At 42.9% G+C, this 13766-nt stretch carries 9 protein-coding genes; 6 read left to right on the forward strand and 3 right to left on the reverse strand.

The window, feature by feature from the left end; translation table 11 throughout:
• Positions 1–61 precede the first annotated feature (61 nt).
• Positions 62–2239, forward strand: a complete 2178-nt coding sequence (locus CSQ79_RS23240) for a CHASE2 domain-containing protein (protein ID WP_099703487.1) — start codon at positions 62–64, stop codon at positions 2237–2239.
• Between the two features lie 348 nt (positions 2240–2587).
• Positions 2588–2842, forward strand: a complete 255-nt coding sequence (locus CSQ79_RS23245; RefSeq protein WP_099703488.1) for a hypothetical protein — start codon at positions 2588–2590, stop codon at positions 2840–2842.
• A gap of 72 nt (positions 2843–2914) precedes the next feature.
• On the opposite strand, the gene nadB is transcribed toward CSQ79_RS23245, so the two are convergent.
• The 3 genes from nadB to CSQ79_RS23260 all read right to left on the reverse strand — a co-directional run bounded on the left by nadB (position 2915) and on the right by CSQ79_RS23260 (position 6013).
• Positions 2915–4582: an L-aspartate oxidase gene (gene nadB / locus CSQ79_RS23250; RefSeq protein ID WP_099703523.1), complete on the reverse strand. Its 1668-nt coding sequence runs from the start codon at positions 4580–4582 to the stop codon at positions 2915–2917.
• Between the two features lie 127 nt (positions 4583–4709).
• Positions 4710–5141 (reverse strand): photosystem II complex extrinsic protein PsbU, encoded by a 432-nt coding sequence (gene psbU, locus CSQ79_RS23255; protein ID WP_289501476.1) that lies wholly within the window; start codon positions 5139–5141, stop codon positions 4710–4712.
• A gap of 179 nt (positions 5142–5320) precedes the next feature.
• Positions 5321–6013, reverse strand: coding sequence for a DUF3120 domain-containing protein (locus CSQ79_RS23260; RefSeq protein ID WP_099703490.1), 693 nt, complete (start codon positions 6011–6013; stop codon positions 5321–5323).
• A 251-nt stretch (positions 6014–6264) separates the two neighbouring features.
• Here CSQ79_RS23260 and CSQ79_RS23265 point away from each other — a divergent pair, with 251 nt between their 5' ends.
• The 4 genes from CSQ79_RS23265 to CSQ79_RS23280 all read left to right on the forward strand — a co-directional run bounded on the left by CSQ79_RS23265 (position 6265) and on the right by CSQ79_RS23280 (position 13710).
• Entirely contained in the window at positions 6265–7236 is a 972-nt protein-coding gene (locus CSQ79_RS23265; protein ID WP_099703491.1) for an undecaprenyl-diphosphate phosphatase, read from the forward strand.
• Positions 7237–7255: 19 nt separating this feature from the next.
• Positions 7256–8581, forward strand: coding sequence for a TIGR03279 family radical SAM protein (locus CSQ79_RS23270; protein WP_099703492.1), 1326 nt, complete (start codon positions 7256–7258; stop codon positions 8579–8581).
• Positions 8582–8691: 110 nt separating this feature from the next.
• A complete protein-coding gene (locus tag CSQ79_RS23275; RefSeq protein WP_289501478.1) occupies positions 8692–11253 on the forward strand; it encodes a family 10 glycosylhydrolase in 2562 nt (853 codons plus the stop codon).
• Positions 11254–11361: 108 nt separating this feature from the next.
• Entirely contained in the window at positions 11362–13710 is a 2349-nt protein-coding gene (locus tag CSQ79_RS23280; protein WP_099703494.1) for a glycoside hydrolase family 31 protein, read from the forward strand.
• Positions 13711–13766: the final 56 nt, after the last annotated feature.

Genomic DNA, 13766 nt, shown 5'->3' on the forward strand with positions numbered 1-13766 from the left:
TTGTAATGATTCCTCGCCTTTATGGGAAATCTAGCATTAGCGAAGGTTGGGCATCTGAGGCATGGGCAAAACTAGAGATGACAGCAAGGGGCTGAAAAAAAGGCTATTTAGAGAACAACACACACACAATAGTCGGCGGGTGTGGCTTACAGCATTGAGTGTTGCTAGTTGCATCTTATTATCACGTTACTTTGGAATTATCCAATCTTTAGAGTGGGCGGCTTTCGATCAATTTTTTCGTTTACGCCCGCCAGAACCTGTAGACGAACGAATTATAATCGTTGCTATTGAAGAAGCAGATCTTCAGTTTATCGGGCAGTGGCCGTTACCAGACACATTAATTGCACAGCTATTGCAGCAATTGCACCGCCACCAACCTCGCATGATTGGTTTAGATTTGTATCGAGATTTGCCAGTAGAACCTGGACACAAACACCTGCAACAAGTATACAAATCACTTCCCAACCTGATCGGTATTGAAAAACTAGAAGATCAGCACAGCGCCGCAGTATTACCCCCACCAATTCTAAATCAGCAACGTGTCGGTTTTAATAACGTTATCCTTGATGCTGATGGAAAAGTGCGCCGTAGTTTACTTTATTGGACAACACAAAATAAAACTCATGAAAGTTTTGCTCTCAAGCTTGCTTTGGGTTACTTAGCATCTGAAGGAATTTTTCCCCAACCAGCACAAAATCCCAATTATTTACAACTTGGTCAAAGTGTACTCCCCTGCTTTAAGCGCAATGATGGTGGTTACGCACAAGCTGATGATGGCGGCTATCAAATCATCTCTAATTTTCGTCATATCCAAAACAGTTTTCGCACAGTATCGCTAAGTGAAGTGCTAACGAACAAAGTGCCAGCTGAGGCGTTTCGCGATCGCATTGTTCTGATTGGTTCTACAGCACCTAGTCTAAAAGACTTTTTTTTCGTTCCTTACAGTACTAGGTTACCAACAACAGCAGCGCAACCAATTACAGGCGTAGAGTTGCAAGCTAACATTGTCAGTCAAATTCTTGATGCAGCACTGGTTGGACGTCCAGTCATTCAAGTTTGGTCAAAGGTAACAGAAAGCTTATGGATTTTTGCTTGGACTTTACTCGGCGCATCACTCAGTTGGCGCTTGCGCAAACCAACTAAATTTATCTTGACTATTGCAATGACAAGCGGGCTACTTATGGGCATAGCCTACGTAGCTTTTCTTGATGGTTGGTGGATACCTATTGTTCCGCCACTACTGGGTATTTATGGTTGTGCAGTAGCGATCGCAAGTCATATTGCTTATCAACAAGAGGGGTTACAACGTTCTAAAGAATTTTTACAAGAAGTCATTAATACAATTCCCGATCCTGTCTTCGTCAAAAATCAACAACATCAATGGATTGTGTTAAACGATGCGTTTTGTCAATTTATTGGTTATCCACTTGAAGAATTGCTGGAACACTCAGACGATGAATTTCTGCCTCAAAATGAAGCTGACGTTTCTTGGCAACATGATGAAATTGTCTTTGCTATTGGAAGTGCTATAGAAAACGAAGAAGAACTTACTGATTCTGAAGGTATCACTCATCTTGTTGCTACGAAAAAATCACTGCACAAAGACGCGGCTGGTAATTTATTTTTAGTTGGGGTGATGCGCGATATTACAGAACGTAAGCGCATCGAAGAAGAACTCAAGCGTACTGCTGCAGAACTTTTACGCTCAAATACTGAATTACAACATTCGCAAGATCGTTTGCGTTATCTTGCCTATCACGACTCACTAACAGGTTTGCCTAATCGTAAGCTATTTTACGACCATCTTAATCAGTCTTTAGCATGGGCAAAAAGTAATAATTTATCGCTAGCTTTGCTATTTATTGACTTAGATGGGTTCAAGCAAGTCAACGATACTTTTGGGCACGACAGCGGCGATCGCTTACTTGTGACAGTAGCACAACGATTAACTTCATCTCTGCGTGGTAGCGACATTGTTTCTCGACTCGGTGGCGACGAATTTACTGTCATTCTTCCTGGGATTGCTAAGGCACACGACGCTGCTGCTGTTGCTGAAAAAATCTTGACGACTCTCTCTGAGAAATTCGATCTGAACGGGCAGACAATTATTATTACTGTCAGTATTGGAATTAGCTTTTATCCCTTCAATGGTGATACACAAGAAACCTTAGTGAAACAAGCTGATCTAGCAATGTATCAAGCCAAGCAGATGGGTAAAAACTGCTACAAATTTGCTTAGATTTGGTTGCCTCCATACCATAAACCTTTTAAATGAATGCGAGTGCGAGTTCGTTCGCACACTATAAACAAAGTCCAACTCTATGGAGTTCTGAATTATGAATGTTGAATTTTGAATTGAAGAAGTTTTAATTCAAATCTCCTGAAACTTTGCTTGGGTAGCTCCGAAGGGAGTCGGAAAACCTTTGTAATGCTATCTCTTTTTATTTGAAGCTCGTTTTAGTAAATTTACTGACGATAAATATCCATTTTATAAGCTTGTGTAAATTCACTATGACGAATACGTAAATGTACGGAAGTTTTAGGAGAGATATGAAATACTAAATTAAATAGCAATCCATTAGCACGTATGGCGACTCATCTCACAATTAAAACTATTGCCACACTTGTTGTCGGATTACAGTTATTTGACATGATAGGCACAAATGACTTTCTAAGTATTATTTTTAACACAAAATTGCTCAAGCATGTACCAGCAGTAACAATTGTTTCAGCGGCTGATCTAGAGTCGCCGACTGTGAATCCTAACCTACCAGTGAATTTTAATTTTGTTCCACCTCCAAAAGGTGCGCCTACTAGAACTCAAGGTTCCGGAACCAGGTAAGATAGGCTGGTGTAGGAAAATAAAGATAGGTTTTGACTAGGTAAACACTATAGTCCTTGGCTTTTTGTTAAGTTAATCGCTTTTGTACCATTTATCCTCTTTAATCAAGGTATGAAATTGCCAGTTGGGATCTGTTTGAGGATAATCTAAGCGATAGTGTCCACCACGGCTTTCAGTACGAAAAGAGGCACTTTTGAGAATAAGATAAGCTACATCAAGTAAGTTCCGAGTTTCTCCCCACAAACGCAACTGCTGTTCAGTGTCAGATGAATTGACGATCGCTGTCTGTGTTGCAGATAAATCACGTAAGAACAGACTTAATGGTAAAGCAGCAAATTTATGTTGCCAAGCTTCAACTTGAGCGATCGCATCTTCTAATCTATTTGCTTCACGACATATTCCTGCACTTTGCCACACTAAACGCGGTAATTCCTGACGCCACATTGTTAATTGTTGTTGCTGCAAGAACCAGTCATTTTCCGCTAATGGTATATCTATAGTTGGATCAGTATGACTATTATCTTCAACTGAAGTCACTAATTCCGCATTCAAATATGCCATCTGAGCGCCAAAAACAATACATTCAAGTAGTGAATTACTTGCTAAACGATTAGCGCCATGCACTCCTGTACTTGCAGTTTCGCCTACAGCATATAAGTTAGGAATTGAAGTTTGGTTATGCAAATCTGTCACAATTCCACCCATCCAATAATGCGCTGCAGGCGCTACAGGAACGGGTTCAGAAAATACATCAACTCCCCATTGCTGACATACTTGAATAATATTCGGGAAACGATGCAAGATTGTTTCTTGAGGGATTGGGCGTAAATCTAACCAGACATGAGCAGTTGCTGGATCAGCAGCAGTACGCTGTAAGTGATTAAAAATAGCACGACTCACAACGTCCCTAGGTGCTAACTCTCCAGCAGGATGGTAATCAAACGCAAAACGGTGTCCTATTGCATCAATTAAGTGCGCACCTTCACCGCGTACAGCTTCGCTGATTAAAAAGCGGGGCGCACCAGCTTTTGTTAAAGCAGTAGGATGAAACTGCACAAATTCCAAATCTCTCAGTAAAGCGCCAGCCCGCCAAGCGATCGCGACTCCATCTCCAGTACTGATTGCGGGATTCGTTGTTTGGGCGAAAACTTGTCCACCACCTCCGGTTGCCAAAACCACAACCTTTGCTTTTACCCAGGTAATACAACCTTGATAAAGCAAACAAATTCCTTGACAATGTTGCTGGGAATCGAGCCACAAATCTAAAGCATACGCTTGCTGGAACACTTGAATATTTTGACGCTGCAACACTTGTGCTGTGAGTGTTGTTGTCACTTCTCTACCTGTCGTATCAGCAGCATGAAGTACGCGACGGCGAGAATGCGCGGCTTCTAAAGTTAAAGCCAAATCCTGATCGCGGCGATCAAATGCAACTCCCAGCTTGACTAAAGATTGTATGCAACTTGGTGCCATCTTTGCCATGAATTCTACAGAGGAGCGATCGCATAAACCCGCACCTGCTTGTAAAGTGTCTTCAATATGTAGTAACGGTGAATCATCCGGCGCGATCGCTGCTGCAATTCCGCCTTGTGCCCAATCACTAGCAGAAAGCGATACAGTATCTTTAGTCATTAAGCCAACTTGAAGATGTTCTGGCAGACACAATGTAGTGTAAAGCCCTGCAGCACCAGCACCTACAACTATGACATCAAATTGAGTTTGAAAATCTATTTGAGACAAGGCAATCAAAGTTAAACTTTTGAAGTAAATTTTATAGAGTCATTAGCGATTAGCTAATAACAACCCTTCTTATATAAAAATAGCCCACTCCAGAGGAGTGGGTTGTTCGCAGAACGTGTTTTAGACGTTATCGATAGATTCCGTTGTTAACGCGATCGTCGCCCTCAACAAAAGCTGCTTCTGGTTCTGTCACTGTAAATTTGTCTAGATTCGCTTGCAAGAGTTCTTTTTGGCGATCGCTCAATCCCTCAATCTCTAAAACATCCTCAACATTTTCATAGGGAGCATTCTTGATAATTTTCTTGGCTAGATTAGGATACATTCCTGGATATTGTTGAAATGCTCTGACGTTGGTATTGTTTAAATCAATTTTTCTACCAAAGTCTGTAGCTAGCTTATCATCTGCTCGTCTTGGTTCTGCTTCAACTCCCAAAATTGTTACTGAGGGTAGAGTTACACTACTCCAATCAGCAGCAATAGCTTGTTGAGGTACACCAAGCCATCCCATGCACCCTACTATCAAAAACAAAATTGTCAATACACGTATCAATCGTTTCACGATTTTTCTACCTCTTTCCATCAATCTGAAATCAACACACAGCAGGCTTTAGAAACTAATATATAGCTTTATTGATCCTGAAGCTATCACTTGCTGCATGGATTAAGTAGATCTTGATACTTGGAGAGGTGAGAATTTAACTTTTTACATAGCTTTTGTAGAATCATTCCACCAATAGATTACGCCGCAAGTGCAGCCAGCCAAAAGAGAATATCTACCAAAATCGTACTTAAAACAGCACCGCTGAATGCCCAAAAATGCAGTTGCTTCTTAATTAAGGGCAAAATACCAACTGTTAGGAGAACGCTTGCTAAGATCAGTGCCCACAGTTGCCCCCAAGGAGTGTAAACTTGCACTAAGGCACTTTGTAGAATGGGTGCAGCTAGTGTTGGCTCTACCTGCATTAACTGTCGCCAATAAGGAATTAAATCAACTAAATAAAAGTATATATCTGTAACTACAGTTCCAAATAAAGAACCAAGGTAGAAAAAGCTACCTACTAGCCCCCAGTTGCGCCGGATACAAATAATGGCAAATGGCAATGCGATCGCTTCTACAGGTAAATGTAACAAAGGTTCCCAGCGCAGCCAGCCCCAATACAAAGAGCCTGCTAGCCAACTCCAGCTAAATCCGAATAACAGATCGCCCCAAAAATGAGTTGCTGGGCGTGACATTAAAAATAAGCTGATTGCGATCCATACGCCTGTCAGAGCTAGACTTAAGCTCGGTAGCGATCGCACGAGGGGTGCTTCAATAAATACTGGTACGGATACTAAAAACACAGCAGCCGCAAAGACTAACCATGCTTGGCGCGAACCAAGTTTATCTGTAGGGATTGAAGCAGTGTATGAGGACAATGTATGATTAACCAATGATTTGTTATGATTCTTTACTTAACTTAATCTTATTAGACTTTATTCTAACATTAATCCCCCCAGGGGGCATATTTATCATAATCTAAATTGGATTAAAGCGATTAGCTAGTGACTTTACCAGGTGAGTTACTCTGTTCAAGAGAAGGCATCCAACCAAAGTAAGAATTTCTTAAAGATAACTAGCAGATCTGGTTCAGAGAGATATTTGCCGCTATGCTGTACGAGACATTGGTATACAAACTAGGCATATGGCATTATCCCTATCTCGCTGGTTCAAACGCGCAAGCACAGGTATAGCTGCATTCGCAGTTGTCACCTTACCAAGCAAAGTGTTCAGCCAACCGACTTCAGAGATAGTTGCAAGCACTCAACAAATTCAACAGATAGATGTGTTTCAAAGTATTTTTCTCGGTATGGTACAAGGGATAACCGAGTTTTTGCCGATCAGTAGTACTGCACATCTTAAAGTAGTACCAGTTGTTTTAGGATGGGGCGACCCAGGTGTTGCTTATACAGCAATAATTCAGTTAGGTAGCATTAGTGCGGTGTTGTGGTATTTTTGGAGTGACCTGAAGCAAATTACCACAGGAATAGTCAAGGCGATCGCCACAAACAACTATAACTCTTATGACTTCCGTCTCGGACTGGGAATTATTTTAGGCTCGATTCCTATCATTTTTTTTGGACTACTGATCAAATTTTTCATCCCAGATTACGATAATTCACCTGTAAGGAGTCTAGCTGCGATCGCCTTTACCTCGATTGGACTGTCGTTGTTACTAGGACTTGCTGAGCAAGTAGGAAAGCGCAAACGCGATTTAAATAGCCTCAAGCTTCAAGATAGTCTTTGGGTAGGCTTAGCCCAATCTTTATCATTAATTCCTGGAGTTTCTCGCTCTGGTTCTACCTTAACTGCAGCACTCTTCACCGGATTAGATCGCGCACCTGCTGCACGATTTTCATTTTTATTGGGTATTCCGGCAATTACCTTAGCTGGATTAGTGGAACTTAAAGGTGCTTTGGAGATAGGATTAGGAAATACAGGGTTACTACCCTTGGTTACTGGTGTCATCTCTGCTGCTGTGTTTTCCTATGCCGCGATCGCCTGGTTGTTACGGTTTTTACAAACTCACAATACCTGGGTGTTTGTCGCGTATAGGTTAGCATTTGGAATAGCAATCCTTACTGCAATTAGCACTGGACTACTACAAAATACTTAGTAGTCTGCACTTCTGTTCTATGAGTTACGCTGTTCGCCCTGCTAAAATAACTAAAGTGCTTCCGGAGTCCATCGCCGCAGAGATTGGCTTTGAACCTGGCGATGCAATTGTAGCAATCAATGGTAGTCGTCCCCGCGATTTAATCGATTACCAATTTCTGTGCGCGGATGAAGTATTAGAACTCGAAGTTCTCGACGCTGCTGGCAAAAGCCATCAAATTGAAATTGAAAAAGACTACGATGAAGACTTAGGCTTAGAGTTTGAGAATGCTTTATTCGATAACTTGATTCAGTGTAATAACCGCTGTCCGTTTTGTTTTATCGATCAGCAGCCACCTGGTAAAAGGCAAAGCTTGTATTTTAAGGATGACGATTACCGTCTGAGCTTTTTATATGGCTCGTACTTAACTTTAACGAATTTGCCACGCAGAGAATGGGAACGCATCGAGCAATTAAGATTATCGCCATTATACGTATCTGTGCATGCAACTGAACCTGAAGTGAGAGTTCGGCTATTAAAAAATCCGCGTGCCGGACAAATATTACAACACATCGAGTGGTTTCAACAACGACGGCTACAAATTCACGCTCAAGTTGTCGTTTGTCCAGGGATTAATGATGGAGTTCACCTGGAACGAACGCTACTCGATCTCGCCAAATTTTATCAAGGAGACACACCTGCTGTTGCCTCTGTTGCAGTTGTTCCTGTGGGTTTGACACGATTTCGCCCTGCAGAAGATGAACTGATTCCAGTGACTCAAGCAAAAGCACAAGAAGTTATTGCGCAAGTGCGATCGCTGCAAGACAAGTTTCGCACTACATTTGGTTCGACATTTGCTTGGTTAGCTGATGAGTGGTTTTTAATTGCCCAAGCAGATCTTCCACCGGAGTCACATTATGAAGATTATCCCCAAATTGACAATGGTGTTGGTTCAATTCGGGCTTTTTTAAAAGAGTTTGCGATCGCATCTTTAAATCTTCCTGCGAGCGTTTCTGCACCCCGCAGCGTTACTTGGGTTGTCGGTAATGCAGTAGAACACGCTTTTCAACCAATCTTACAGCAACTTAATCAAATCATAGGTTTACGGGTAAATATGGTTGCTTTATGTAGCAATTATTGGGGACAAAATATTACTGTAACTGGGTTACTCACCGGTCAAGATTTACTGCAAGGCTTACAGGGAAAGGATTTAGGAGAAAAAATTTTACTGCCATCGATGATGTTGAAGCAGGGAGATACGTGTTTTCTAGATGACATGACGATTGCAGAATTAGCTAGTAAACTGGAAACACCGGTGGTACCAATCCGAGGAGTAGACGAACTAATCAATATCTGTACTAAGTAATGTCTATATTAAGGTCAGTAGCCCTGGAATCCACTCCGCAGCAGGCTAAATATAAGTTGATAAAAATAAAATTATGCTTATTCCCATTAGCTTCATACTGCTTATCAGTCATGATGCCATTAGTGAGAATACAACCTGCAACAGCAGCAGATACAAGCGTCCTAGGAGTTGTAAAAAGCCAAGAGAATGCGGCGCAGTGGCAGGGAATAACTGAGCGATTGCAAGCAGCGAAAGTTGCGTATTGTGTGATTGACTTAGAAAATGTGAGAAACGCAACAGATTTAAGCGATCGCCCAGTGGTATTTTTACCTAATGTTGCTACATTGTCTCCAACACAAGCAATTGCTTTAGAAGAATGGATTAGCCAAGGCGGGAAAGTTATTGCAAGTGGTCCTGTAGGAAATATGAGTCAACCAGGAGTACGTCAACTATTGCGCTCGCTATTGGGCGCTTACTGGGGTTTTGAGTTGAATCAGCCTTCGCAAGTGCAACCTTTGAGAATCAATACCCAAAGTTGGGTGCGTCAACCAGGACTTGCTGGTACGATTCGTGGGGGAGTTGTGATTCCAGCAAGTTTGACAAGTAAACCCGCAGCAATTTGGCAATCGAAAGATACTCCCTCAGCAGTTGTGACAACGGAACGCTCTACAGTGTTAGGCTGGCAGTGGGGAACCAATACTGCCGCACCAGTAGCAATGGATAGTGCTTGGTTACGCGCAGCAGTGAGTCGCTATGTTCCTGTATCAAATGCGCAAACAACAACACCAAAAAACTGTAACGGTAGTGCAATTGCCATATCTCCGCCGCAACTCCAACCACCTGCACCAAAGCCTACTGCAATCGTCCCTCAACCAAAAGTAACACCACCCGTCAACCGCCAAGAGGAAGAAATTGAACGAATTGCGCCTAGAGGATTACTAGCACCCGATGGTAATAATCGGCTCGCAAATGTAGAAGCGATCGCTCTGCAACAAGAACTACAAAATCTCATCGGTCGGTTTGAGAGTGCTCAACTAGCTGCTAACGCTCAAAGCGGGATCAAAGCTAATCCTACCGTCGAGTCTAGAGCTGTAGCTCAAGCACTAACAGATGCAAAAGCAATTGCCAAGACGCTACCACAGCTAGTTCGGCAAGGCAACTATGTTGCTGCACGCAATCAATGGCTCAAAGCACAGCAAATTTTGTGGCAAAACTATCCAAGCGATCGCTCTCTTGCCCAACCAGAAATTCGGGCGATGTGGTTAGATCGAGGTAGCATTGTACGAGCGGGTTCAGAACAGGGATTAGCCAAAATTTTCGACCAACTCGCCGCTGCAGGAATTAATACAGTCTTTTTTGAAACGGTGAATGCAGGGTATCCAATATACCAAAGTAAGGTTGCACCCCAACAAAATCCGTTAATTCAAGGATGGGACCCTCTAGCTAGTGCAGTGAAGCTAGCTAAAGCGCGCGATATGGAGTTACACGCTTGGGTATGGGTCTTTGCTGCAGGAAACCAACGTCACAATACTATTGTTAATCTACCAGTAGATTATCCAGGACCATTAATTGCAGCTAACCCTGAGTGGGCGAGTTACGATAACCGAGGAAGTATATTTCCTCCTGGTCAAGAAAAGCCCTTTTTAGATCCAGCAAATCCTGAAGTCCGCAGCTATTTACTACGACTGTTTGAAGAAATTGTCAGCCGCTATCAGGTCGATGGTTTACAACTAGATTACATTCGCTATCCTTTCCAAGACCCTGGAGCCGAGCGCACCTATGGCTATGGTAAAGTAGCAAGGCAGAAATTCCAGCAATTAACTGGAGTCGATCCAGTCCAAATTTCACCCCGCCAACCAAATTTGTGGCAGAGGTGGACGCAATTTCGTACCCAGCAAGTTGATAGTTTTGTGGCAGAAGTTTCTGGGCACTTGCGGCGCAAACATCCTCAGATTATTTTATCTGCAGCAGTATTTCCGCTTGCTGAAAACGAGCGAATTCAAAAATTGCAACAACACTGGGAAGTATGGGCAAGTCGTGGTGATGTTGACATGATTGTCCCGATGACTTATGCATTAGATACGTATCGCTTTGGGCGTCTCGCCCAACCTTGGATTACTTCAAATAAGTTAGGTTCAACATTACTTCTACCAGGAATTCGTCTACTTGACTTACCTGTATCAACAGCTGTCGATCAAATTCAACTAGCAAGAGATCTCCCCGTCAGTGGATATTCATTATTTGCTGTAGAAAATTTGAGTGACGAGTTACAAACACTGTTTCAGCAGACTCAAGGTGGTAATACCCAAACACCAGTCCCCTATCGCCAGCCTTTCCAAACCGCAGCAGCTCGTTACAATAGCTTGCAGCAAGAGTGGAACTTTCTTGTCGTAAATAATCAGTTGCGACTCAGTGGGCGATCGCTTTCATTATTTAATGTCCAAGCCGCAGATGTAGAAAATGCCCTGAAGCAACTTGCTGCAGAACCTTCGCTTAGTCGCTTAACAGTGGCTAGAGCCGCGTTAACAAACTTTCAGTTGCAATTTAGAAGTTGGATACGCCCCTATGCTTTGGAAAATCCTTATCAAGCTAAAGTATGGGAAAATCGTTTGGCAACAATCGAAAGACTCCTAAACTATGGTGAAACAGTTGTCCTGAAACGCGAAGTAGCACCAGTTGCTAATCGGGAATAAACATCTTACAGCGCAGAAAACTTGACAGAATATATCTAACTAATTACGCTTGTCTTTCTGGTTTTTTCATCTTACACTGACTGCCGATGGAAAGACTGCTAATGCTTTATGCCGCAATACTTTGGACAATTACCGAGCAACGAACAGCCTTGGCAAACACTGAGTGCAATACAAGAATCGCAAGAAGGTCATACTGTCCGCTTTGATTGCGGTCAGTCATGTCTAAAGATTAATGTCCTTGCCTCTAATTTAATTCGCGTACGACTAGCACCGACAGGAGAGTTTATATCAAGGCGATCGTGGGCAGTTACCCAAGATGATACTGCATGGCTTCCGTCGTTTGAGGTGAAAAAGACAGATACTACTGTAGAGATTCAAACTGAACAATTGCGAGTAGTCGTTCAAAAAGAAAATGGTCAAATAGCTTGCTATGATTTAGCTAATCGTCCTTTTGCGGTTGATGCTGCGGGAATGGGCTGGCGCTTGGGAACAACAGCAGCTTGGAAGCAAATTGCGGCTGATGAGCATTTTTATGGTTTTGGCGAACGTACGGGCTTGTTAGATAAACGCAGTGAAGTCAAAACGAATTGGACAACGGATGCGTTAGATTACGGCTCGCTGACTGACGAAATGTATCAGGCAATTCCTTTTTTTATTGCTTTGCGTCCTGAAGTAGGCTACGGCATCTTTTTTAACACTACATTTTGGAGTCGCTTTGATATAGGTGTCGCACAGCCAGGAATTTGGCATATGGAGACACACGCAGGTGAATTAGATTACTACATTATTTATGGTCCAACACCAGCAAAGATTCTCGATACTTACACTCAGCTAACGGGACGAATGCCTTTACCGCCCAAATGGGCTTTGGGTTATCATCAATGTCGCTGGAGTTACGAATCGGAAACAGTTGTTCGAGAACTTGCCCAAGAATTTCGCGATCGCGAAATTCCTTGTGATGTGATTCATCTTGATATCGACTATATGCGGGGATATCGAGTATTCACCTGGAGTCCGCAGCGGTTTCCTCATCCAGAAAAGTTAATCAAAGGACTTGCAGAAGATGGCTTCAAAACAGTTACAATCATTGACCCTGGTGTGAAGTACGAACCAGAAGCAGACTATCACGTCTTCGATCAAGGAATTGCTCGCGATTATTTTGTGCGCAAAGCCGACGGACAATTATTTCATGGCTATGTATGGCCTGATAAGGCAGTGTTTCCCGATTTTATGCGTGCTGATGTGCGTCAGTGGTGGGGAGAATTACACCAAAGCTTAACAGAAATTGGGATTGCGGGAATTTGGAATGATATGAATGAACCCGCAATCAACGATCGCCCGTTTGGGGATGAAGGTGAGAAGATCTGGTTTCCATTAGATGCACCACAAGGAGGGGTGAAAGAAACGGATTGTGTGACTCATGCAGAGACGCATAACTTGTATGGTTCGATGATGGCGCGTTCTTGTGCAGAGGGGTTAGAAAAGTTACGACCGAATGAGCGATCGTTTGTGTTGACACGATCAGGATTTGCAGGAATTCAGCGGTGGTCGTCGGTGTGGATGGGTGACAACCATTCATTGTGGGATCATCTAGAAATGTCGCTCCCGATGCTTTGCAATATGGGCTTATCAGGGGTTGCCTTTGTCGGATGCGATATTGGTGGATTTGCTAGTAATGCCACAGCAGAATTATTTGCACGTTGGATGCAAGTTGGAATGCTGTATCCCTTGATGCGCGGTCACTCAGCCCTGACAACCGCACAACATGAACCTTGGACATTTGGCGATCGCACAGAAAAGATTTGTCGCGAGTATATTAATTTACGCTATCGGTTATTACCGTACATTTATACGTTGTTTTGGCAAGCTGCAACCACAGGCGCACTGATTTTACGTCCCTTACTCTACGACTTTCCTAACGATCCGCAGACATATACGTTACATGACCAAGTGTTACTCGGTTCCTCACTCATGGCTGCACCAATTTATCGCCCTGGAGTTGAGCATCGGGCAGTCTACTTACCAGCAGGAACTTGGTATGACTGGTGGAGTGGTGAATGCTACATGGGACCAACACATATCCTTGCCCACGCCCCACTAGAAAAAATGCCACTTTATGTTAAGGCAGGAGCCATTATTCCGATGCAGCCTGTGATGCAATATGTTGATCAGCGATCGCTCGATCCCTTAACAATACGTGTTTGGCAAGGTGAAGGTGAATTTACCCTCTACGAAGATGATGGAAACACTTTTGCCTACAAAGATAATGCTTACACAACAACAAAATTCAGTGTAAATACCGAAGAAAATCAAGTGATTTTTGCCATTAATCAACGTGAAGGAAGTTTGTTTTTACCCTCGCGAGAAGTGATTGTTGAGCTTGTGGGAGTCAACGAACAGCGATTTAATGATGATGGCACAGCACGGCAGTTGGTTTTTAATTTAAAACCTCAGTAGGCATCCGCATGAGTATGAACGACAAAACACTGAAAAGCAGGAATTTTTTAGACAAA

It is taken from the genome of Gloeocapsopsis sp. IPPAS B-1203, from assembly GCF_002749975.1.
Lineage (GTDB): Bacteria > Cyanobacteriota > Cyanobacteriia > Cyanobacteriales > Chroococcidiopsidaceae > Gloeocapsopsis.

What these genes read in the sequence shown, in the direction of transcription:
- CSQ79_RS23240 (WP_099703487.1), top strand. Translation starts at nt 62, where the DNA reads ATGGGCAAAACTAGAGATGACAGCAAGGGGCTGAAAAAAAGGCTATTT.
- CSQ79_RS23245 (WP_099703488.1), top strand. Translation starts at nt 2,588, where the DNA reads ATGGCGACTCATCTCACAATTAAAACTATTGCCACACTTGTTGTCGGA.
- CSQ79_RS23265 (WP_099703491.1), top strand. Translation starts at nt 6,265, where the DNA reads ATGGCATTATCCCTATCTCGCTGGTTCAAACGCGCAAGCACAGGTATA.
- CSQ79_RS23270 (WP_099703492.1), top strand. Translation starts at nt 7,256, where the DNA reads ATGAGTTACGCTGTTCGCCCTGCTAAAATAACTAAAGTGCTTCCGGAG.
- CSQ79_RS23275 (WP_289501478.1), top strand. Translation starts at nt 8,692, where the DNA reads ATGATGCCATTAGTGAGAATACAACCTGCAACAGCAGCAGATACAAGC.
- CSQ79_RS23280 (WP_099703494.1), top strand. Translation starts at nt 11,362, where the DNA reads ATGCCGCAATACTTTGGACAATTACCGAGCAACGAACAGCCTTGGCAA.